The sequence below is a fragment of the Microbulbifer variabilis genome, assembly GCF_056232115.1.
In genome coordinates this window covers 932,031-954,630 of the sequence record NZ_CP174325.1, presented here as the reverse complement: position 1 = coordinate 954,630, position 22,600 = coordinate 932,031, and the positions used below count along the sequence as shown (strand labels likewise).

General features: G+C 50.6%; 22 protein-coding genes. 14 read left to right on the top strand and 8 right to left on the bottom strand.

Annotation, left to right across the window (positions count from 1 at the left end; translation table 11 throughout):
• The first annotated feature begins 243 nt into the window (after positions 1–243).
• The 9 genes from ACJJI7_RS04110 (at position 244) to ACJJI7_RS04070 (ending at position 7,069) form a co-directional block, all read left to right on the top strand.
• Complete coding sequence (locus ACJJI7_RS04110; RefSeq protein WP_282952343.1) at positions 244–1,137, top strand: hypothetical protein; 894 nt, start codon at positions 244–246, stop codon at positions 1,135–1,137.
• Positions 1,138–1,174: 37 nt separating this feature from the next.
• Positions 1,175–1,825: an MBL fold metallo-hydrolase gene (locus ACJJI7_RS04105; protein WP_020414405.1), complete on the top strand. Its 651-nt coding sequence runs from the start codon at positions 1,175–1,177 to the stop codon at positions 1,823–1,825.
• Positions 1,826–1,870: 45 nt separating this feature from the next.
• Positions 1,871–2,482: a DUF2799 domain-containing protein gene (locus ACJJI7_RS04100; RefSeq protein WP_020414406.1), complete on the top strand. Its 612-nt coding sequence runs from the start codon at positions 1,871–1,873 to the stop codon at positions 2,480–2,482.
• Between the two features lie 75 nt (positions 2,483–2,557).
• Positions 2,558–2,986, top strand: a complete 429-nt coding sequence (locus tag ACJJI7_RS04095) for a hotdog fold thioesterase (RefSeq protein ID WP_020414407.1) — start codon at positions 2,558–2,560, stop codon at positions 2,984–2,986.
• A gap of 29 nt (positions 2,987–3,015) precedes the next feature.
• Complete coding sequence (locus ACJJI7_RS04090) at positions 3,016–3,723, top strand: M48 family metallopeptidase (RefSeq protein WP_020414408.1); 708 nt, start codon at positions 3,016–3,018, stop codon at positions 3,721–3,723.
• 47 nt (positions 3,724–3,770) lie between these two features.
• Positions 3,771–5,135, top strand: a complete 1,365-nt coding sequence (gene rlmD, locus ACJJI7_RS04085; RefSeq protein ID WP_444902590.1) for a 23S rRNA (uracil(1939)-C(5))-methyltransferase RlmD — start codon at positions 3,771–3,773, stop codon at positions 5,133–5,135.
• A 183-nt stretch (positions 5,136–5,318) separates the two neighbouring features.
• On the top strand, positions 5,319–5,687 hold the full coding sequence (locus tag ACJJI7_RS04080; RefSeq protein ID WP_020414410.1) for a DUF2750 domain-containing protein: 369 nt from the start codon (positions 5,319–5,321) through the stop codon (positions 5,685–5,687).
• A gap of 54 nt (positions 5,688–5,741) precedes the next feature.
• A complete protein-coding gene (locus tag ACJJI7_RS04075) occupies positions 5,742–6,134 on the top strand; it encodes a VOC family protein (protein ID WP_020414411.1) in 393 nt (130 codons plus the stop codon).
• Between the two features lie 5 nt (positions 6,135–6,139).
• The gene (locus ACJJI7_RS04070) at positions 6,140–7,069 is read left to right on the top strand and encodes an SDR family oxidoreductase (RefSeq protein WP_020414412.1); all 930 of its coding nucleotides are present in this window, start codon (positions 6,140–6,142) and stop codon (positions 7,067–7,069) included.
• 42 nt (positions 7,070–7,111) lie between these two features.
• Here the strand turns inward: ACJJI7_RS04070 and mnmH are convergent, their stop codons facing one another.
• From mnmH to ACJJI7_RS04050, 4 genes are all read right to left on the bottom strand, one after another.
• Complete coding sequence (gene mnmH, locus ACJJI7_RS04065; RefSeq protein WP_444902591.1) at positions 7,112–8,206, bottom strand: tRNA 2-selenouridine(34) synthase MnmH; 1,095 nt, start codon at positions 8,204–8,206, stop codon at positions 7,112–7,114.
• 483 nt (positions 8,207–8,689) lie between these two features.
• Positions 8,690–9,595 (bottom strand): sterol desaturase family protein, encoded by a 906-nt coding sequence (locus tag ACJJI7_RS04060; RefSeq protein WP_444902592.1) that lies wholly within the window; start codon positions 9,593–9,595, stop codon positions 8,690–8,692.
• Position 9,596: 1 nt separating this feature from the next.
• Positions 9,597–10,133, bottom strand: a complete 537-nt coding sequence (locus tag ACJJI7_RS04055) for a hypothetical protein (protein WP_475717112.1) — start codon at positions 10,131–10,133, stop codon at positions 9,597–9,599.
• A gap of 44 nt (positions 10,134–10,177) precedes the next feature.
• Complete coding sequence (locus ACJJI7_RS04050) at positions 10,178–11,308, bottom strand: aromatic ring-hydroxylating oxygenase subunit alpha (protein WP_444902593.1); 1,131 nt, start codon at positions 11,306–11,308, stop codon at positions 10,178–10,180.
• 94 nt (positions 11,309–11,402) lie between these two features.
• Here ACJJI7_RS04050 and ACJJI7_RS04045 point away from each other — a divergent pair, with 94 nt between their 5' ends.
• The 3 genes from ACJJI7_RS04045 to ACJJI7_RS04035 all read left to right on the top strand — a co-directional run bounded on the left by ACJJI7_RS04045 (position 11,403) and on the right by ACJJI7_RS04035 (position 15,493).
• Positions 11,403–11,969 (top strand): TetR/AcrR family transcriptional regulator, encoded by a 567-nt coding sequence (locus ACJJI7_RS04045; RefSeq protein WP_020414418.1) that lies wholly within the window; start codon positions 11,403–11,405, stop codon positions 11,967–11,969.
• Positions 11,970–12,823: 854 nt separating this feature from the next.
• Positions 12,824–13,423, top strand: coding sequence for a hypothetical protein (locus ACJJI7_RS04040; protein ID WP_020414419.1), 600 nt, complete (start codon positions 12,824–12,826; stop codon positions 13,421–13,423).
• 219 nt (positions 13,424–13,642) lie between these two features.
• On the top strand, positions 13,643–15,493 hold the full coding sequence (locus ACJJI7_RS04035; RefSeq protein ID WP_020414420.1) for an SLC13 family permease: 1,851 nt from the start codon (positions 13,643–13,645) through the stop codon (positions 15,491–15,493).
• Between the two features lie 19 nt (positions 15,494–15,512).
• Here the strand turns inward: ACJJI7_RS04035 and ACJJI7_RS04030 are convergent, their stop codons facing one another.
• Positions 15,513–15,959 carry a CBS domain-containing protein gene (locus ACJJI7_RS04030; RefSeq protein WP_245556713.1) on the bottom strand — a complete coding sequence of 149 codons (447 nt, stop codon included), beginning with the start codon at positions 15,957–15,959 and terminating at the stop codon, positions 15,513–15,515.
• A gap of 549 nt (positions 15,960–16,508) precedes the next feature.
• Between ACJJI7_RS04030 and ACJJI7_RS04025 the strand changes: the two genes are divergently transcribed.
• Together ACJJI7_RS04025 and ACJJI7_RS04020 are read left to right on the top strand one after the other, a co-directional pair.
• Positions 16,509–16,985 carry a DNA binding protein gene (locus ACJJI7_RS04025; protein ID WP_020414422.1) on the top strand — a complete coding sequence of 159 codons (477 nt, stop codon included), beginning with the start codon at positions 16,509–16,511 and terminating at the stop codon, positions 16,983–16,985.
• Positions 16,986–17,161: 176 nt separating this feature from the next.
• Positions 17,162–17,746, top strand: coding sequence for a SixA phosphatase family protein (locus ACJJI7_RS04020; RefSeq protein WP_282952356.1), 585 nt, complete (start codon positions 17,162–17,164; stop codon positions 17,744–17,746).
• A gap of 6 nt (positions 17,747–17,752) precedes the next feature.
• On the opposite strand, the gene cobB is transcribed toward ACJJI7_RS04020, so the two are convergent.
• The 3 genes from cobB to ACJJI7_RS04005 all read right to left on the bottom strand — a co-directional run bounded on the left by cobB (position 17,753) and on the right by ACJJI7_RS04005 (position 22,363).
• Complete coding sequence (gene cobB / locus ACJJI7_RS04015; RefSeq protein ID WP_475717111.1) at positions 17,753–18,457, bottom strand: Sir2 family NAD+-dependent deacetylase; 705 nt, start codon at positions 18,455–18,457, stop codon at positions 17,753–17,755.
• A 175-nt stretch (positions 18,458–18,632) separates the two neighbouring features.
• Complete coding sequence (locus ACJJI7_RS04010) at positions 18,633–19,940, bottom strand: NAD(P)/FAD-dependent oxidoreductase (RefSeq protein ID WP_444902594.1); 1,308 nt, start codon at positions 19,938–19,940, stop codon at positions 18,633–18,635.
• A gap of 128 nt (positions 19,941–20,068) precedes the next feature.
• Positions 20,069–22,363, bottom strand: a complete 2,295-nt coding sequence (locus tag ACJJI7_RS04005) for a slr1591 family oxidoreductase (protein WP_444902595.1) — start codon at positions 22,361–22,363, stop codon at positions 20,069–20,071.
• Between the last annotated feature and the right edge of the window lie 237 nt (positions 22,364–22,600).

The window sequence follows — 22,600 nt, the reverse complement described above, 5'->3', positions numbered from 1 at the left end:
TAAGATTAGCCGCCGGCAGGGGCACGTCCCTTTGCCCCCGAAAGCTGGCGTGCAAACTGGTCTTACCGACCAGATTAATCACCTTCTAGCGCATTGTTATAGCGGCAATTTCCGGTCCTCCTGACCGGATTATTTTTGCCAAAATACGCAACATATTTTTACGCAGTGAGTTCAATTTGGATCACTGTCGGGTGTGCAGAGGGTCTGATGCCAATTCAACAAAAATAATAAGAAGAGGCAAATATGGCAGATATTGTAGTCCTGGCCGTTGCGGGAGCCGGGGTGGCCCCCAGGGATTTTGCGAGCCCATTATTCTCGGCGTTAAAAGATGCTCTCGGCGGTGACTGGTCGCGCTTGTATTGCGATACCCTGACGGCAGTGGAATCCCTTCAGGGCAATACAGATCGGGTGTTCCAGGGGATGTGCAAGAGCGAGATGGACTATCTGCGCGCGCGCAAATTCTTGCTTTGTACTATGGCCCAGGGCGCAGCCCAATTGGGAGATATCCAGCAGCGTGATGGAGCCTATGAGAAAACCCAAGGGGCGATTTATCGCATGTTGCAAAAGGCTGCAGCAGCGGCCGGTGAGCGAACACCGGTGGTGCTATTAAGTCATTCTTTCGGTTGCGTCAGTTTTTCCAATTACCTCTGGGATGCCCAGCGTTCGAGTGTTGGCCATGGAATTTGGCGTGATGGTGGTCCCGGAGGTGTGCGTAAGGGTTCTGCGCGAGAACGCTTCCTGCGACTGAAGACCCTGAGCTACTGGTACACCCTCGGAGCCAGTAATCCGCTCTGGTGTGCTGGCAGGGGGCGTGAGCAGATCCAGGCGGTCACCGCGGACTCCCGCGGCTATCGATTTCGTTGGAAGAACTTCTATCACCCCGATGATTTATTTGGTTGGCCCCTAAAGCCACTGAGTCCTACTTATAACCAGGCCGTGTATAAAGATTATGAGACGCGTCCACTAAGTGATTCCCATATGGGTAGCCAAGGTCCACAGGTGTTGCCTCTGGAAGATTACTGGTCCAGTGACCTGGTGCTGCAACAGCTGCTTGGGGACTTGCGCGCGCTGCTGCAAAACGGACAGCGTGGAGGTTCGGCACCTGCTCAGCGATCTCAACGGGTACTCACGGTATAATCTCTGTTCCCTGTAACTGATCCCATTAAGGATACCTATGTCGCTGCAATTTCATTCGGTCCCGGTTACTCCCTTTCAGCAGAACTGCACATTGCTTTGGTGCGAGGACAGCAAGCGCGCTGCGGTAGTGGACCCTGGCGGTGATATTGACAAGATCCTTGCCGCTGTAGAGGAGCGCGGCCTCAAGTTGGAGAAGATACTCCTTACTCACGGCCACTTGGACCATGTGGGGGGGACAGCTGCGCTAGCCGGGCAGCTGCAATTACCCATTGAGGGCCCTCATCAAGATGATAATTTTTGGATAGAACAGCTGCCCATGCAGGCCCAGATGTTTGGCTTTCCCGCGGTGGAAGTTTTTACTCCGGATCGTTGGTTGGAGCAGGGTGATACCGTTACTGTGGGTGAGGAAGAGCTCGAAGTTTATCACTGTCCCGGCCACACGCCGGGCCATGTGGTGTTTTTTCACCGTCCCAGTAACCTTGCCCTGGTGGGGGATGTGCTGTTTTCGGGCTCTATCGGACGCACAGACTTTCCCCAGGGAGATCACGATACTCTGATACGCTCGATCAAGGAGCGCTTGTGGCCGCTCGGTGACGAGGTACGCTTTGTACCTGGGCACGGCCCTATGTCGACTTTTGGCCAGGAGCGTAAAACCAACCCCTTCGTAGCTGATAAACGTTTCGGCTGAGTTTTTATTGTGGGAGAACAGTAACTAATACGGGAGGCCGACCCTATGTCTACGAAAGTGAGTTTATACCTACTTATTTTTGCTGCTGTGTTAAGTGGTTGTGCAGTAATTTCCGAAGATGAGTGCCGCGCTGGGCTCTGGTATGAGCGTGGCGTTCAGGACGGTGCCCGCGGACGCTCCCCGCTGCTGGTGCAGGAGTTGGCTCAGGAATGCCTGAGTTACGAAATCTATGTGGATAATGAGGCTTGGTTGCGCGGTCATGAGGAAGGTATAGAGCAGTTCTGCACCCCGGATAATGGTTATCGGCAAGGGCGTCGGGGGTACAAGTATGAAGGGGTATGTACAGGCCCTACTGCTGATCTCTTCGTCGAAAATTACCAGCGTGGACTCGTTGAATACCGTATCGAACAACAGTATCAAAACTTATTGTGGCGTCGCGACAACTTAGAGCGGGAGCTTTACTCTCTGCATTATGCCCTCCGGCACACTGACAGTGACAGCCAGCGCCGCGCCCTGTATTTCCAGCACAGTCGGCTCGAGTGGGAGTTACGCATGTTGGATTTGGAGCTGCATCGCTATGGGCTTTTCGGTCCTCGTTATTTTATCCCCGGTCTTTATCCCCGTGGTTTTTTCTCCTCCGCCTTTTTTTATTGGTGAGTTTAACGGTGGTGTGCTACCGAGTGGTTAAACTCAGATGATCACCTTTACGATTTCATTTCTAGAGAGTTTTTCATGGCAATTTGGCACAGTACTCCGACCTTGGAAGAGATTAATCAGGGCAGTGCTAACTGCATGCCCGGCTATCTCGGTTTGGAAATTACGGCAATTGGTGAAGATTACTTAGAGGGTAAACTACCGGTGGACCACCGTACACGCCAGCCTTTTGGGATTTTACACGGTGGTGCTAATGTGGTGCTGGCAGAGACTCTGGGATCTATTGGTGCCAACCTGTTGGTGGATCCCAATAAATACTACTGTGTTGGGCAGGAGATTAATGCCAACCACCTGCGACCGGTGCCGGAGGGTGAAGTTACTGGCCGGGCTAAGCCTGTGCATATTGGACGAAGCAGCCAGGTTTGGGAAATATTGATTTATGCACCCAATGGCAAGTTAAGCTGTATTTCCCGAATCACCATGGCGGTGGTGGCTCACGGTGGCTAGCAGATGCCAAATTTTTTGGGGTGCCTCCAATGAGTGAGGCGGATGAATTTATTTTTGAGGATATTCCCTATCGCTTGGTGCGTTCACCCCGACGCAAGCGATTGGGATTGATATTGGCGCAGTCAGGGGTAGAGGTACGTATCCCTCAGCGCTGTGCAGCTCGCCATGGCCATCAGTTTCTGCAGGACAATATTCAGTGGGTGCGAGCCCAATTACTGGCCGCCAGTCAGCGGGCATCCCAGGTGCCGCGTTACCGATATGCTTTTGGTGAGCGATTTCCATGGCTCGGCAGGTCATTGCCACTTGCGCGTGCCTCTAGTACTAAAGCTGCAGGAATTGGTGAAGCGGCAATCCTTCTTTATACCCGCACCCAATTTCCTGAACAGGAGCAACTTCAAGGAGCTTTGCAGCGCTTGTATCAGCGCGAAGCACTGGTCCTGTTAACGGAAAAGTCCCAGTTGGTGGCGGATCGACTGGGGCTGACATTTTCTTCAGTGCGGGTACGGCGTACTAAAAGCAAGTGGGGGCACTGCAGTATCCGTGGAGAGCTACAGTACAACTGGTTGGTTTGTCTGGCTCCGGAACCTGTAGTGGATTACCTCATTGCCCATGAGGTCTGCCATCTGCAACATCACAATCACAGCCGTGACTTTTGGGTGTTGGTGCAAAGTGTTTGTCCCCGTTTCAAAGAATTGCGCCGTTGGCTCCGTGATAATGGCCACCGCCTCACTGTGTAAAAAATATCAGTACAAATCAGATCTTTCGAATTCTTCAATTAATTAACATGAGCAAGAAACCGCGTTTTATTACCTCGCGCAAGCCGGTGACAAAAAATTTGCCGGCGCAGGCCGAAGCCTGCGTAGAGAAGTTCAGCCATGATATGCGTGGCATTGCCCGCGTTGCGGGGAAAACTGTATTTATCGATAACGCTTTGCCTGGTGAAAAAGTACTTTTTCGTTATAGCGCTCGTCGGGCCCGGTTCGATGAGGGCTCAGCGGTGGAAATCTTGCAGGCATCACCTCAGCGTAGCGCGCCTTGCTGTCCTCATATCAACTTCTGCGGAGGTTGTTCTCTGCAGCACCTGGAAATTGGTGCGCAGATTATTGAGAAGCAAAAAATCCTGCTGGACCAACTTATTCGTTTTGCTGGTATTGAGCCCAAAGAGATATTACCGCCCTTGGTTGCTGCATCCTACGGCTATCGGCGCAAGGCACGTATCGGCATTCGCCAGTTAAAATCCCGTAGGGGGAAAGAGTTAATTTTTGGCTTCCGTGAAAAACGCAGTAATGATCTGACGGATATCGATGAATGCCATGTACTGCACCCGGCAATTGCCAGACAAATACCGACGTTAAAACAGCTTGTGGCTGACTGCGATGGCAAAGCCTATTTTTCTCAGTTGGATGTGGCTGTGGGTGATGATGTTGCGGCTCTGGTACTGCGCCACCTAAAGCCGTTATCGGAAGATGACCGAGAGCGCTGGATAAGCTTCGCAAAAGTATCTGGTATACACATGTATATACAACCTGGTGATTCGACATCAGTTCGACGTTTATGGCCGGAGCAGGGGGAGGCCTTCCTCAGTTACGCGCTGCCAGAGTTTGATCTCACCATGCGTTTCCAGCCATTGGACTTTATCCAGGTCAATTTCGAAATTAATCGCCAAATGGTAAGTAGAGCCCTGCAATGGCTGGATCCCCAACCCGATGAGCGGGTATTGGACCTTTTCTGTGGCCTGGGGAACTTTACCCTGCCTTTGGCGCGATGTGCCGGCGAGGTGGTTGGCATTGAGGGCGTGGGGGCACTCACCCGTCGCGGTGTAGAGAATGCCGAGCTGAATACTTTGGATAATGTGCAATTTTACGCAGCAGACTTGAATGAGGAAATAATAAATCAGCCTTGGGCCCAGGGCGGCTTTAATAAGATTCTGCTGGACCCGCCGCGAAGTGGTGCTTTGCAGGCTGTGCGGAGTATTGCGAGTTTTAATGCAAAGAAAATTGTCTATGTGTCCTGTAATCCTGCAACCCTTGCGCGGGATGCGGGGGCCTTGACACAGCTCGGTTACCACCTGACAAAGGCGTGTGTCATGGATATGTTTCCCGATACCGATCACGTTGAATCTATGGCGGTATTTGAAAGGGATGCCTAAGCCGATAATTGTCTAAGCAAAAATATTCGAGATAAAGAAAAAATTAGCTGGGTTTTATGCATAAGTTAAAAATGGCTGGTGAGCCTCGCTAAGGCCAGGCCGGGAAAATTACGCCAGGTTACTGCATTGGTGCGAAGAGAAAACTAACGTACACTGCTGGCAAATCCATTAAGCGAAGATGTTATGCAAAGTGCACCCCTAACGAATGATTTTGAAGAGAACTGTGCGCGCTTTTTGCCTGAGGCTGCTGAGCAGGGCTGTGTTTGGGCACTACAGGGGGAAGAGGGTTTTGCGCTGTGTGAATCAGAAAAACGTGCACAGACTGAAGTAATGCCGTTTTGGTCGCAGCGTGAATTTGCTGAGATGCACTGTGAAGGTGATTGGGCCGAGTATGAAGCTGTAGCTATCGATCTGGAAGAGTTTATGGACGATTGGCTTACCGGTATGCATGAAGACGTGCTGCTGGTAGGGTTGAATTGGAATGTTGAACTGGAGGGAGTGGAGCTGGAACCACTCGACCTGTTGGAGCAGCTGGAGCAGGAACTGCAGTAAGCTGCGCCATAGTGCCCCATCAGTGGATAAAAATCACACAATAGGGTGTCTCAAATGGGGCAGATTCTCGGCTTGCACACGGTTATTTACGGTGTAACAGATATTGCTGAAGCCAAAGACTGGTACACACAATTACTGCAGCAGAAACCCTATTTTGATAGTGAGTGTTATGTGGGGTTTCGAATTGGCCAATGTGAACTGGGCTTGAATCCAGACGCGCGCAGTGCGATCAGCCGTGCGGATGGCGTGGTCGCTTATTGGGCGGTTGCGAATATGGCCACACAGGTCGAACGTCTCGGAACCATGGGTGCGCGACAACATAGCGATGTGGTGGATGTTGGCGAGGGCGTGCTGATGTCAAGTTTTCTCGATCCCTACGGCAATATTTTTGGGTTGATTGAGCACCCACAAGTTCAGCCGGAGGTTTTGGAACAGTTAACGGAGTAGTCCCCGTGAACAGACCGCCAGTATCCAGCTTTCGCACTTCAAGTCAGGGCTTTGCAGCTGAGAGCCTGGCCCAGATCGGACGGGGCTATGTGGCGCCAGACCGAGTCGCACTGATTACCGGATGTTCCAGCGGTATCGGGCGTGAGCTGGCCCTGGCGTTGCATCGTCGCGGTACAATTGTTATTGCCACGGCGCGGCGTCCGGAGAGCTTGCAGGAGCTTGCTGATTTGGGCATTGCCACTGAAGCCATGGATGTAAACAGCCAGGCGGATATAAACCGCGTTGTTCACGCTCTTAAAGCCGCCTATGGCCGCCTCGATATTCTGATCAACAATGCCGGCTATGGCCAGATGGGGCCTTTGCTGGAGTTGGATACTCGGGCCCTGGAAAATCAGTTTCGCACTAATGTATTCGCACCGCTTGCACTGATCCGCGCCTGTGTGCCGTTAATGCGTGCCGGCAAGGGGGGTGTTGTTTGTAATATTGGTTCGGTATCCGGCGTACTGGCGACACCTTTCTCTGGTGCTTATTGTGCCTCCAAGGCTGCCCTTCACTCACTTTCCGAAGTACTGCGTCTCGAGTTAAAGCCTTTTGGCATTCGCGTGATGACGGTGCAGCCGGGGGCTATCGCCTCGGAATTTGGCCGTCATGCAGAGGTATCACTGCGCGGGTTACTGCCGCCGGACTCTTTATATAAGCGCCAGGAGGAGGCCGTGCGCTCCCGCGCACAGGAGTCGCAGCAAAATGCCACTCTGGCCAGCACGCTTGCACGTAAGTTGGTGCGTGAGTTACTTCGAAAGCGGCCACGAACTCTGGTACGCATTGGAAACCGCAGTAGCTTATTGCCCTGGTTGGCACGCTGGCTGCCCCGCGGACTTCGGGACTGGATAATGCTGCGTCGCTTTAAATTGAATCGGTTGGCACATAAGGCTTGATATGTAGCTTCTGATTATTGCGGTAATCGTGCTGGGTGAAAGTTAATTGGGGATAAGAGTTTCCGAATCTGCCAACCAGGCTTTCACTTCAGCGTAGGTACCGCGAAACAGGACTTCACTATCACGCTTCTTCATCAGATAGCTATAACTCCCATCGTAATACTCCTTCAGCAGTGCCATCACCAATGGAATATAGGCGTCGCTGTTGCCACTGCGCTGTAGCTCCCCATTGGCTTCGGCCAGTTGTGTGTCTAATTGCCGATAGCGCAGCCCGCCTAGGCGTTTGCGTATTTTCCCCAAGCTGTCACGCAGATCCGCTCCAAGTGCCGCAGCAGGGGATTCAGTGTCGCCAAAACGTGGTAAGGCCTCACTGATATAATCGCGCACGATACGGCGGGCACGATTCTCTACGGGTTCCTCAACCAGTATACGTGGTGCAGCTTTCATTGCGCTTTGCAGGGCGGGGGGGAGGGCACAGCGTCCGATGAGGTGACTTTCATCCTCGATAAAAACCCTTTCAGAGGTTTGTGTCAGCTTGAGTAAGTCGATACTGATTTGGTTTTCGAAATTGATCTGCGTTGGTTGCTTGTATCCGGTGCGACCAAAGCTGGAACCACGATGCTTGGCTATGCCCTCCAGGTCCAGAGCTCGACTGGCCGACTGGATCAGTTCCGTTTTTCCACTGCCGGTATGGCCAGCAATAACAGCAAATGATAACTGCCGGCTTTGGATTTCCAGTTCACCAAGAAGGTAGTTGCGCATAGCTTTGTAACCACCCTCTACCAGAGGGTAATCAAAACCTGCGTCGCGAAGCAGTTTCTGAGTAGTATGTGAGCGTAGGCCACCACGAAAACAGTAGAGATAGCCTTGTGGGTGCTCATCGAGAAAAGCCTCCCAGGCGGTGAGACGTGCCTGTACCACCTCTTGAGTGGCGAGTTTCCATCCAAGGGTTATGGCGGCCTGCTGTCCTCGCCGTTTGTATTCGGTGCCGATGAGTTCGCGTTGGTGATCATCCAGTAATGGACGATTTTCTGCAGAGGGGAAGGCCCCACGCTGATACTCTACCGGTGCGCGCACATCCAGTAGTGGAGTATCACGGAGGAAAATTTCTCGGTAATTGGATGTACCCTGCCGCAATGGAAGCCTCTCTATTAATATGGGGAATATCGATAAGATACTTGATGCCGCTTCTGTGAACCAGATGCCTGAAGAGAATATCCTGGCTTTGAAAGTCATTCGCCGGAGTGAGGAAAACTGAGATATGGAAGATAAGATATGTTGTCGATGGTAAAAAAGCACTAATAGTCCGTATGTAATATGGAATATCCAACAAATATAGCGAGTGGCAGGGCTGTTCCTGAGAAATTGTTGAGCGTAATAAAATGGATCTCTTTTACTTCTGTTTCTCTATTGGGATTTTAGGAGAAATACTCTGCCACATTGATGCCAGATTAAGTTATGAGAATAAATAGGGTGCAATTATCGCTTTGTCTTTGTTAACTAGTTCAGGCTTGTTCGTGAGTATCACTTATCAAAAAATGGTCAAAATAGTTTATGAGATAGAACCATTTAATTTATAGTTAACAGATAGAAAAATCTGCCTTTATTGGTGCACAGTATTTAATTTTGTTGAAAACTATTGCGATTCTGGTGATGTTTCCATATCCACTCAGGGGATTTTATCAATAGATGCCAGCGTGCTTTCCAGCTATTAGCCTGCCAGAGCTGCCGGAATAGCTTGGCGTAGCCGTGGCAAAAGATGGTAAACGGGTTGATGCTGTTAATTCTGGGAAAAACCCCGTACCGCACAGTTGATTTTTCCTCAGCAAAGGTTCCAAAAATCCGGTCCCAAATAATTAGAATACCGGCATAATTTTTATCTAGATACTCACGATTAGCAGCATGATGCACCCGGTGATGGGATGGGGTATTTAAAATCCATTCGATCGGTCTAGGTAGTTTTTTAACTGCCTCAGTATGCAGTAATGTTTGGTAAACCTGCACAATCATTTCGCTAAAGAAAATGAGAAGTGGATTAAACCCGAGCATGGCTAATGGCAGGTAAAAGAAAAAAGGCAACAAGCCATCCAGTGGTCCAAATCGGTAGGCTACAGAAATATTAAAATAGGGTGAGCTGTGGTGCACTGTATGGGAAGCCCAGGCCAAATTGACTCTGTGGGCAAAGCGGTGCTCCCAGTAGTAAGCCAGATCAGCAAGGATCAGGCAGGCCATGATGGTCCAGCCGGTAATGGGTAGTTGGACGACGCTGAAATTTTCAAAAACAAAGAAAAATGCGGCCACATAAAAAAGCGCAGCAATTAATGAGGTAATTGCAATAAAAGCAGCCAGGGTAATGAAGTTGCTAGCCGAATCACCTAGCATGTTTAGGGTCAGTTTGCGCTTGAGAGCATAACGTAGCAGTTCGAATACAAATACCACCATAGCCAGTAAAAAGAAGCCATCATTCACCCACACCTCTAAGTGTTCAATCTGTTCCTGGGTAAACATTGCAGTTAAAAAGTTCATGTCACTGTTTCTCATTAACCTGATAAATATCAACAGAGCGAACAATCCCGTTTTCTGACAGAGTATATTTCTCAATGACTGCTTGCAGTGTTGGGCCAAAGTGAACCAGTTGCCAGTGCCCTTCAAGTCCATCTGGGGAAGTATCCGTGCTTCCTCCAATGTGGGTGACATCACCATCCGGTATGGGCTCACTGACGTTGCTCAGAAATAAGAAGCTTTCCTTCGGTAACCCTACCGTTACCCGGGCTTCATGGTAGTTCTTCGAAAATTTCTGGTAGATAATAAATATCTTATGAGGGCCCGGTTTAAGCCGAGTGTATACATCCTCGCGCTGCAATAGTAATTCAACCAAGTTGCCAGCGTTTTCCAAAGCAATGAAGCGGGTCATGCCATAGATTCTTTTTGGAAGAATCTCTGAACCTGATTGCGCTAAGGATTTAGCATCAGATTTTGTGGCAATTCCTGGTTCACTCGCTGCATTGGTTATATGTGCTCTTGTTTCAGGAGCTAAAGGCTGGGCCCAGGCAAGAAAAGTCACTGAGCCGGCAATAACACCTGTTAAAAGTAAGGCATGACAAAGTTTCAATTTCTACTCTCCCGGCTCGTAGATGTTCGATAAATAGGGATACTGGGACAGCCAAATAGGCGCGAAGCAAGAAAGTGGTGAAAATCCACAACAATGCGCTCTGCCTCAACTAGTGTGCCGCCTTTTCCAGAGCATGAGTTCATACCTCGTTGAACTCGTTCACAAATCCATTGGTCTTCGGCAAAGAATCTGTCCGTAAATTTACGGGTAGAGCGATTGCTGCCATGGTCGTTGTAAATCAGTGAACCGGATTGGACCTCTGTTTCACCCGCATGGCGTGGAATAACGGACATCCAGCTAAAAGAGACAGGATCGATAATGGCAACAAAGTTAGGAGGCAGCATCAGTAGTTGGTAATGTTCTGGCTTGCCAAAGCCAAGAAAGGACTTGATTGTGCCTCCAGTCAGGGCCCATCTGCTGCAGCCCGCGGTGTAGTAGGCATCTTGGGTTGGTGTGACTGTTTCTAAGGTTTTCCGATGTACTTTGAACAGGTGGTAACTCTCCATGGCATTTTCCATCACCACTTTCCAGTTGGCAGACCAATACTCGGTTTTGCCAGGCTCGAATGCATCAAAAACGTCAAGCTGTTGGATTGGCAGGTAATTCGATACGCTGGAAAGCTGTTTTGAGAGGGGGGGTGCCTGACCACTGACATCTACAAATACCAGGCCATTCCAGGTTTCTACCGGGTAGATAGGTAGACAGTGCCTGGCTTTGTTCACCTCCTGTTTTCCAGTGAAGGGTACTCCGAGTAAAGAACCTTCCAGGCTGTAGCTCCAAGCATGATATGGGCAGACTATGCGCTTATTAACATTGCCCAAGCCGGTATCCAGCAATGGTGTGCCTCTGTGCCGGCAGGTATTGGACAGAGCCCGCAGCTGTCCATCTGCCCCACGAATCACAGCTACAGGTATACGTCCAATATTAATGGCACAGTAATCTCCCTGTTTAGAGAGGCTTGCTTCGGCAGCAGCAAACACCCAACCCCCTTCAAAGATGCTCTCCATTTCCCTGTGAAATATGGTCTCGCACGTATATGCCCCGAAGGGCAAACAGTGGGCGTTAGGAAGCTGGGAATTGGCCGTGCGTCGATATTCGGATAACAAGTCTTCATCATCAGTACTCATGGAGCCACTCACAGTGTAAAATTTTTATGAGACATTTATGTATCATAACCGTCAGACATTAATGAGACAACTGTGTCTCAAAAAAAGGGTTGCTATGAATACCAATGATTCCAGAGTCAGTCGCTCCCGAGCCCGCCTTATTGAAGCCGGCAAGGAGCTACTGATGAAGAACCCAAAAGCCAGCCTGAAAGAAGTAGCCGAAGTTGCCGGGGTGGGAAGGGCAACCCTCTACCGGCACTTTGAAACCCGTGAGGAGTTGATCCTGGAGATAGCCAGAGAGTGTTTTAAGTTAACCAGCCAGGTTCTGCGGCCCATCTATACAGATTGCAAGCTCTCGGCTCGGGAAAAGGTGCGCAGGGGGCTCGAGGCTCTGATGCCCCTGGCAGATAGTTATCATTTCCTGCTATCTCTGTGGAATATCGCAGAGGGTGATTTAGAAGTGCTGGCGTATTATGGTCAGCAGATGGATGATTTAACGAGTCTGATAGAACAGGCGCAAAAAGATGGCGACATTCGCAAGGATTTGTCCATCGAGTGGATAAGTTCAATAATTGATGCCCAGGTTTACTCAGCTTGGTGGTTGATCGGTCAGGGGCAGGCCAGTGTGGAACAGGCAGCAGGTTTTGCTGTTACCAGCTTATTTGAGGGTATAAATGCTTAGTAGTTTTAACCAACTTATTAGAGACTGTACTTTTCCCTAATATGGAGAGGTAAGCCTTATTGTCAATCAATCTATTTCTGCCGAGAGAAAAACTCTTTACGGGAAAATTGATTGTGCGTGAATTTTTATTCGTGAAGTGTAATTTAGAAAAAATTTTCAATAAACTGTAATAATATTTATCTGTCTGAAAATGTAACTTATGTAGTAGGCCGTTAGTTGGAAGTAACCTGATATTTACATCATGTGCAAAAGTTAATCTGAGCGTCCGCCTCTTCTATTTTTGTCATATTTTTTATGTTCCCCTAATTTTATTTTTGATTCTTATCTTTTGAGGTTTTCCTGCCCAGGCAGTCATCAGTAAAAAGCATCATATTGGAGAATTGGCAGCTCGTGAAAGTGTAGAGCAAGATATGTCGTCAAAGGTGAATTTTGTGGTAGGTTGTGCACAAAATAAGGAGGTCCAAAAAATATGGTAAAAAATAATTATAAAAGCGTTAGCTGGTGCTGTGTAAAACTAATATAGCGAGTGAATTTCCCCTGTCTTCAAATAGGGATTGCAACTGATTGTTTTTGGATTGCTGCTAAGTTAAAGGATGAAAAACAATTACGGGGTAGGTACAACCTCTAACCTGAATTTAGGATTGATTATCTGATTTTTTTGTGGTTCATTAATGTGCGTAAATTTCAGGAGGGAAAATTATTATTGATTTTCCTGGCTCCTGTTCAGAGTCAGCGTTGAATATTACCGGGGATGAATGTTTCTCCTGATTGCCAGTGGCATTTTCACTCAGCCTGAGTGGAAATTCAGTGTGTAATTTGGAAAAGTATGCGCAACTCCAGGGAAAATGTAAGAAATGGCAAAAAAATATATCTACATTCCAGTTAACAGCGATGAAATGCAGGAATTTGCAAAAGATCTGGCCGGTGCCTGGAATATTCCTGCAAACCAGATCCTCGCCAATAAGGTGACTTCCGGAGTTGGCAAGGCTATGTACCGATGGGTGGATAAGTGTCTCAGTAAACTTACCCCAGCTGACACTCTTTACATAGTTACCCATGGCACAGGTGCACCCGATGGAAAGATGATTGGGGCCCAACGCAATAGTGGTAATAACAAACAAAAGAAAGTATACGTAAATGGTATGGCGCAATGGCAGGGAGGTGAGTGGAAAACCTATACGCCAACCCAATTGGCGAGCACTTTGGTCAAGGAAGGCTTACCGGCTAACTTCGTTAACCTGCATGTCTGTGCTTGTGGCTCTGGTTATGATGGTAAGGAGCTGAGGCCCTGGGCCCAACGCCTTCTACAGCAGATGGCGAGCAGTCATAGGAGTCTTCAGGTAACAGGGTATACGGGTTGGTTTTCCTGCAGTACCAGCCGGGTCTGTATCAAAGTGGGTACAATCTTTTACCCGCTGGAGGAGCGCGCGGTCACTTTTTCCCTGGCGAATTAACGCATCGATGAATCAATAATTAATATCGCATAGGGATGTGTGATTACTTATCACGTCTATTTAAGGGTGAAGCTGACAGAGTTGCCTTTGGAAATAGCGGCACTGATTCTATCAGTGTTCTGACACTCAATTGCTCGCTCGATACTGTTCCTTGTATACCCTGAATAAGTCATCGCGACGAAATTCTCGCGAATGCCGTGTTCAGGACATACCTAATTTATGACTCTCGACCAGTTGCTTATTTTAGCCATCCTCGCGGTAACCATTGCGCTGTTTATTTGGGGCCCTTGGCGACACGATATGGTGGCACTGGCATCCCTGCTTGCCTGTGTGTTTACCGGCTTAATACCTGCTGAGAATGCCTTTAACGGATTTGGACATCCTGCGGTGGTGACTGTAGCCTGCGTGTTAATCATCAGCCGAGGCCTGCAAAACACCGGGGCAATGGATGCTCTGGCACAGCGAGTGGTACCGCGTAGCGGCAATATCACCTTGGGTATTTTATTGCTTACCGGTCTCGGCGCATTTCTGTCGAGTTTTATGAATAACATTGGTGCCTTGGCGTTGCTGATGCCAGTGGCTGCCGATATGGCTGAGAAACAGAATATAGCTCCCGGCAAAATTCTGATGCCGCTCTCCTTCGCCACTATTCTCGGCGGTATGACTACCCTGATTGGCACCCCACCGAACCTGGTGGTATCGGGCTTTCGTGCCAGTGCAGGTGCTGGCAGTTACGGTATGTTTGATTTTACTCCGGTGGGCCTACTAGTGACGGTCGTTGGACTGCTGTTCATCGGTCTGATTGGTTGGCGCTTAGTACCGGGGCGCAGTCAGGCTGGAGCCTCCAGTTTTGACACAGGTACCTACCTTACCGAGGCGGTTGTAGGCGAAAAGAGTGCCGCTGCAGGTAAGAGCCTTCGCGAGATTGGAAAACTGCTTGGTGCTGAAGATGCTCAGGTTGTAGGGATTGTTCATAACGATGCCCGAGTTTCGCCAGCTACCCCTTGGCACCGAGCGCACAGCGGAGACATTCTGGTTATTGAGGCTGAACCCGAATCCCTTGCGGCCAGCTTGTCGAGCCTCGGTCTCAAGATGGTGGGGGAATCGGAGAGTGTGCAGAAAGATAAAGAAGAATTGAAAGATAAAATGAGTCAAGCCACAGCTGGGCGTAAAGAGAAATCGGCAGAGAAGGAAAAAAATTCTAATCACCGTGAGGAAATGCAGCTGCGTGAGCTCGTGGTGATGCCCAACTCCCTTTTGGTTGGGCGCTCTATCCAATTCTTACATCTGTCTGCGCGCTACCAGATTCACCTGTTAGCTCTCTCCCGGCGGGGACGTCGCTCAGTGCGTAGGTTGCGCTCTACCCCGATACTGGCCGGAGATGCCCTGTTAATGATGGGGGCAGATGACAACTTGAACCATTTCGCCCGCGAGCAGGGCTGCGTCCCCCTGGCACAGCGGGATATCAGTATGCCGAATAAGGAAAAGTCAGCCATAGCACTAATTGCTATGGCACTGGCGGTTGGGGGAGCTGCTTTTGGTTTAATTCCCGCTGCGATCTCATTTGCTGCCTGCGTATTGGCGTTTATGGCATTGAAGGTTGTACCGTTACGAAATATTTATGAGTCCCTGGATGGCTCGGTAATCGTATTGCTGGGTACCCTGATTGCAGTAGCGGACGTGATAGAAACCACTGGTGCCGCAGACCTGTTAGCGCAGGTATTGCTGGATAATCTGGCCCAGGGCAGTGCGGTAGTGGCATTAGCGCTGATCTTGATTGTCACCATGACCCTGTCGGATTTTATGAACAATGTCGCGACTGCGGCGGTGATGTGCTCCATCGCCTTCAGCACTGCGGAGCAGCTGGCAGTAAACCCGGACAGTTTCCTGATGGCAGTGGCCATCGGCGCATCCTGTGCTTTTCTGACTCCGGTCGGACACCAGAACAATACATTAATCCTTGGACCGGGAGGATTTGATTTCGGTGACTACTGGCGCATGGGGCTGCCTCTGGAGATACTGGTCGTATTAGTCAGTATCCCCATGCTGTTGTGGGTCTGGCCCTTGTGAAATTGCTTTTTTACCGAAATCAGGCGATGGAATCGTCTACCGGCTGGGCTAACTCCGCCATGTAGTTACTGCAAAAACGCAATATATCGGTCACTGTCACAATACCCACCAGTTCTCCCTCGCGCATTACCAATACCGAGCCGATCCCGGTATCGGCCATGGCCAACAGGATTTTATCGAGAGGGTCGTGGATATCGGCGATAAAGGGGCGCCGTGCACAGAGGTCATGCACGTATAGCTGCTGCTCTTCCAGGCGATGGCCGGGTGCATTAGCGCGTTCTATATCTCCCCTGGAGATAACAGTTTCCAGTTCACCCGCTCGAGTAACTGGTAAATGGCGTACCTTGTGCTCCTCCATCACAGCCAAAGCGTCCTCGACAGTGGCATCGATATCAATGTGGTAGGGAAAGGGCGTCATTAATGCCGCAAGTGTGGGCATATGATGGATATTGTGGGGATTGGACATAGCTGACAATAAGTATCCAATAGTTTTTGGCAATGAACTCTATTGCAATGACCAGCATAGTAATTTGCAATTGGCGACTGCAGGTACAATATAGCCAATACAGGAACAGTTGAATATCCCTTCATTGAGGGAGATATCCCCGCCTTTGTTACTTTTTAGTAGCGATACGGGCGAAGATCCATATTATATTCAAATGACAGTGTGTAAACAGTTGATATTTATTGGCGAAAGCTTATTATTCGCGACCTCAGCCGAGAAATATAACCAGCCATTCGGGCATATCACCAATTTTGGCTGAACTCGGTTAGTTTTAAATAATGTATTTGCCGATTATATCTAGCGTTGGAGTCCACCTGCGCAGCGGTATCTACTTTTTTGTTTCGGCCCGTTCGTAATGTGTCGAATATTACAGTTCTTAACCGCACTCAATCGGTTAACGCTGTTGTTTACAAATTTTTATATTTCGAATACCCGGGACTCGACTCTGTGTCGATTGCCGTCACAGGGTTTCCTCTGTATTTTTTAATAACCGTCGTTGAGGTTTATTGAATGTTTCAGGAATACGAACAACTTGAACAACAAATCGCCGAACACCAGGCGAGAATCGAAGAGCTGCAGGAGCAAATGGCCCAGGCAGAACGTAAAAAAGATGGCGTAATCGCTTTCGATAAGGCGCTGGTTAATTTGGCTGCGGAATACCAGATGGAAGAGGAAGAGTTCTTCGTCGCCCGCGGTCAGCAAATTGTTGAATGGCTGGTTGGCCAGCTGGGTGATGAGGATGCTCAGGACTTTGTTCAGACTCTTAAGTCCCGTGTTGCCCGTCACCTGAAGAAAGAGGGAGATTCTCCCCGTCGCGGTCGTCGTGCAGCGCCCGCCAGTAAGTCTGCGGAGCCCAAGCTGGAAACCGGCCACTACCGCAACCCTTATACCGGTGCCACTGTGGAAAAGAAAAAGCGTAATCCGAAGGCTTTAAGCCAGTGGATCGATGAGTATGGATTGGACACTGTAAAAGAGTGGAAGATCTAATCTCTTTTTGATCGCTAGTCCGGTGCCGTTTTATTGGCACCGGATATCCTTCCCTATATATTTACTTTTCTTTACATATTGAGCGCATACTCCTGCGTTTTATCGCATTCCGATTTACTTGCTCTATCATTGCCTGCATAACGTCTTACTGAGTTATTGATAGGGAGTATTAATCCGTGTTGTCCCGTTTAACGGTTCGCTTTACTTGTGCACTCCTGGCCCTGTTTGGAATGGCGGCTTGGGCTGAGAGTGAAACTGCAATTACTGATAGCCAGGTTATCTATTTGGTGCGCCATGCTGAGAAGCAGCGGGGCCTGGAAAGTGGAATAAACCCGCACCTGACGGAAGCTGGGCGGCAGCGCGCCAAGCAGCTGGCACGCGTACTTGGCGAGGTGGGTATTGATGCGGTGTACAGTACTGACTATGCCCGTACCAAAGAGACCGCAGAGCCACTAGCTGCGGAGTTGGGTTTGCCGATTCAGACGTATAATCCCCGTAAACTGAAGGAATTTGCACGGCAATTCGATCAGGCCGGTAAGCGGGTGCTGGTTGTGGGTCACAGTAATACAACTCCAAAGCTGGTGGAGCTGTTGGGCGGTGATAAGGGGCGGCCAATCAGGGAATTGGATGAGTACGATCGGCTTTATATCGTGATACGCAATCGCGGAGATGTGACAACTTTGTTACAGCGTTATGGTGCCGATAGTAGTGCTAAAGCTGAGCGTAAATCGAAAACTGAAGCAGCTGTGGAAGAACCGTAAGGATATTTAGCCCAATAGATCTCGCACAAAATAATCCACGACCTCAGAGGCGGGCCCATAGCGGTGCTCGGCAAAGGCATCGCCAACACTGCTGCGCTCCAAATTGAGTTCCACGCTGTGGGCACCTGCCTGGTTGGCACATTCCACAAAGCCCGCTGCGGGATAAACGTTGCCAGAGGTACCTATGCTGATAAATAGGTCGCACCGACTCAGGGCATCGTAAATGCTACGCATTTGAAGGGGCATCTCCCCAAACCAGACTACGTGGGGCCGCAAGGTGCCCCTCAGGGCGCAACAGTGGCAAAGGTCGCTTGTATCCAGGTCTGACTCGATAGGAAACAGCTGCCCGCTAGTACTGCAACGCACTTTCAGAAGCTCCCCGTGCATGTGAATCAAATTGCTGTTACCGGCTCTTTCATGTAGATCATCAATATTCTGTGTGACCAGCAGGAACTCTCCTGAGAACTCTTGTTCTAGTCTTGCAAGTGCATGATGGGCGCTATTGGGGTTGATTTCACCCGATAGCAATTGACGGCGCCGCTCATTGTAAAAGCGCTGCACCAGGCGGGGATTACGAGCGAAGGCTTCCGGCGTAGCAACGTCTTCAATACGATGGTTTTCCCACAGGCCATCGGCTCCGCGGAAGGTGCGAATCCCGGATTCCGCTGAAACTCCGGCACCAGTCAGGACCACAATACTTTGATACTGCATATTTATCGGTTTTTTTCTTATTCTCAGAATAGGTATGCGGCTGGATACTATGTCGATCGCAAAAAAATTACGCTACCAGCATGGGGGCAAGTGCCTATATTGAATTTCTTAAGGCGCACCCCTGCGCCTTGATAATTTACGAATCCCTGTGGTGAGTCAAATCAGAGTGTTTGATCTAATGCAATTTTAGCCGTGGGCTGACCGCGCGATTGGCCTGGCCGACCAGATAGAGCAGCATGGCCTTTGGCCAGCCGTGAATCGCTGCCAAATGCATCCGGTAGAGGGAGCGGTAGGCAAAACCGGCAATGCGCCCCTCTACGGTGAGGCTGCCTTTTACCAGGGCGCCCATCAGGTTACCTATCGCAGTGTACTTACTCAGGGAGACCAGTGAGCCGCGATCGCGATAGTAGAAATGTTCCAACGGTTTGTCTTCAATCAGGGCGACCAGATTGTCGGCAGTCAGAGTAGCCATCTGCTGTGCAGCCTGGGCGCGGGGTGGCACTCTTTGTTCATCTCCATCTATACAGCTGGCACAGTCTCCCATGGCGAATATTTTTGGATCGCTTTGGGTCTGCAGAGTGGTTGTCACTTCAATTTGGTTGAGGCGATTAGTGGCGAGGCCATCCAGGTGGGTGAGAAACTCGGGGGCTTTTACCCCGGCAGCCCAGACGCGGATCGTTGCAGGAATTTTCTCTCCGTCGCGGGTTGTCAGGTCCGTGGCGCTGGCGCTGGCGATGTTGCAGCCAGTGAGCACACGCACTCCCATCTTTGCCAATTCCCGTTCGGCGTTATTGCCCAGCCGCGCGGGTAGTGCTGGTAGTAGGTGTGGGCCGGCTTCAATGACCGTTATCTCAATGGCATTGGAGCGAATGCGGCCGTAATTTCCCATTAACTTACTGGCATCTACCAGCTCTGCGGACAGCTCCACGCCGGTAGCACCGCCGCCGACGATAGCAATTTGCAGTTTTTCCTCGACATGGGTTTCCAAGCGCAAAAAATGATTGAGCAACTGTTGGTGGAATTTCTGTGCTTGCTCGCTGCTATCGAGGAACACACAGTGTTCGCGGACTCCCGGAGTACTGAAGTCATTACTCTGGCTGCCGATGCACAGCACCAGGTAGTCGTACTCCAGCTCCCGTGACGGCACCAGTTCGTCACCGTCGTCGTCCTTGACAGGGCCAAGTGTCAGCACTTGTCTTTTCCTGTCGAGGGACTCCAGTGCACCAAGTTGGAATTCATAACCGTTAGCGCGGGCATGAACCTGATAATTGAGCGCGTCCATATTGGCGTCAAGTGCGCCGGCAGCGACTTGGTGGAGCAGGGGTTTCCAGATATGGGTACGATTTTTATCGACCAGAGTTACTTGTACGGCGGGAGTTTTACGCCGTCGTGGCAGCCCCCGGGTAAAGTTGAAGTAGTGTCCGAGTCGTGTGGCCAGATGGAGGCCGCTGGCGCCTCCGCCAACAATCACGATTTTCTTCATGGTGATTGGTCTTCCTGTCGATTGCTAAAAAGCCGACTCCCCAATCTGTGAAGACCTATTCGCCGGAATACTTGGTTGCCGGCGCTTGTTCTGGCGCCAGTATCTCTCTCATCGGTATTGGAGGCAACTTAAACCTGGCTTTGCACCGCCTCATTGTCGCGAGTTATCAGCTGGCGCCAGTTTCCTTCTCGTTGCAGGCGCACACTGGGCTTCACTCCATCAGTGTGGGTGATAACGCCAATGATTGCAGCCTGGCTGCAGCCGCTTTGTAGCAGGTCACGCACACAGGCCTCAGCGTGTTCCTGTGGTAAGGCGGAGAGCAGTCCACCACTGGTCTGTGGATCTGCGAGCAGTGCCCAGTGTGGAAGGGATTGCCACTCTTGAGGGTTTTCCACAGAAAGGTAGGCGCGTGCGTTCTGTGGCTGCAGACTGGAGAGCCAACCGCGCTCGATACACTTAGCGGCACCCGGAATCAGCGGAAGTTGTTCGGCGATTAGTGTGGCGCCAAGCTTATCGGCGTCGAGCATTTCCAGCAGATGGCCGAGCAGGCCGAATCCTGTAACATCTGTTAAGGCGCGTGCGCTGTGCTGGGCAAGTACTTCGGCTGCGTTCGCATTGCTGAGCAGCATGCACTCCAGGGCCTTCTGCACCCAGCGCCCCTCAGCTTCACCCATACCCTCCGCTGCGAGAATTGTGCCTATGCCGAGGGGTTTGCTCAGCACCAGGCAATCTCCCTCGCGAGCTCCGCTTTTTTCCAGTAACTGCTCACGTTCCGCCAAGCCATTCACCGTGAGCCCTAACTGCATCTCCGCGCCTTCGGCAGTATGACCACCGGATAGGGTGCAATTGTGGCGGTTGAGTTCGTAAATGGCCCCGGCCAATAGTTGTTGTAAATCTCGTTGGGTAATTTCTGCTGCGGCGGTAGGCAGGGTTGCCAGCACTTGTGCACTGACGGGGCGCGCATGCATGGCGAACAAGTCTGAGAGTGCATGCAGTGTGGCAATTCGTCCAAACAACCAGGGGTCCGCCACCATAGACCTCAACTGGTCTGAGCTTTGGACCAGCAACTGGCCTGGGGGCAGGTCCATCACTGCGGCATCATCGCCCACGCCACGTAAAAGATGTTCTGACTGCTGGGGGGGCAATTTCTGTAAGGCGCGGCGTAAAACTTCCGCGCCGACTTTGGCACCACAGCCGTTGCAGCGCATACCCGACAATGAGATGCCGTTGCGTTGGGTTATTACTTCACGGGGTTGGGCCTCAGGCATTTCCTCTATAGCAACGGGCAGGTCGCTAAAGCGCTGCATAAAAGTGCGATCAATATGGTCTTTCCAGCGCCATAGCAGGTCACCTGAGACGGCAATCCCATTGCGTACAGCGATGGCGCGTTTGCCGCCACAGGATAGCAAGCTCAGGAAGCTCTTTTGCGGGCGATAGCTCTTTAGCGGGTGACCAGTGAGAGTGGCGCGCAGGTTATGGAATAGAATTGGTCCCTGGCGAACGGCGTAGACGCCGGCTTTGGGCAGTGGCTCTGCTGAAAAGCTGGCCACATCACCACAAGCGAAAATTTCCTGTCGGCCCTGGGCACGCAGCCTGCGATCCACCAGCACAAAGCCCTTTTCATCCAGGGCAAGCTGTGAATCAGCCAGCCATGGCGGTGCACAAGCATTAGTGGAGAGGAGTACCTGGTCGAGTTCCAGCAGGTCGCCGCATTTATTGCGTACGCCTTGTTCTGTAATCTCCTGAACAGGCCAGTTGTGATGCAGCTGTACTCCGAGACGGTCGAGTTCGCGCTCTGCAAGCTTGCGTGCAAGCAGTGGATAGCCTTGGGGGATTCTTTCCGTGGCGTGAATCAGGTGTACCTGCACACGCCCGGAATAAATTTGCTCCTCCAGTGCGTGGGCCATTGCCATGGCCAGTTCACAGCCACCAGCACCACCGCCGACAATGCCGAGTTTTAGCGGTGCCCGGGTCTTATGCACATGTTGTAAAAGTTTCTGCCAAAAAGGATAGAAGTGCCCAATGGGCTTGATTGGGATTGCTAACTCCGAACCCGGCAGCTCCCGTGCGGGAGTCGCGCCCACATCCAGTGACAGTAGGTCATACTCCAGTGGCGGGCGCCCCAACAAGGAAATTTTACGTTCTTCGGGATCAATATGGTGCGCACAGGCCTGCACAAAGCGAGCCCCAGCCGCACGGCATAGCCGGATCAAATCTATATGGGTGTCATCCAATGAATAGTGGCCCGCTACCATACCAGGTAGCATGCCTGAATAGGCGGTTTGTACTTGTGGGGAAACCAGTGTTAGACGCGCGCCTGGTAGTGGGTTCATAGCCCACATTTGCAGCACTATGGCATGGGCGTGGCCACCGCCGACCAGAACGATATCCTGGTAATTTGGGTGCTCCTGCATTTCACTCATTGCTCACTTAATGGAATGGTCGCAGCGATATATAACCTGATCGCCTGCCAAATTCTTCCGCCGTGCAAATTCACTTCTGGATAAATAGTAGACAGCATGAGTTGAAGTGAGACCTATAGCACGACACCGGCTCCTATTATCGCGAATCGAAGCGCCAGGGTAAAAAAATACACAGGTGCTGGTCTTTACTTTATTGGCTTGGCTGTCGTTGCAGCTTGCGCTTAATTTATTTTTTGC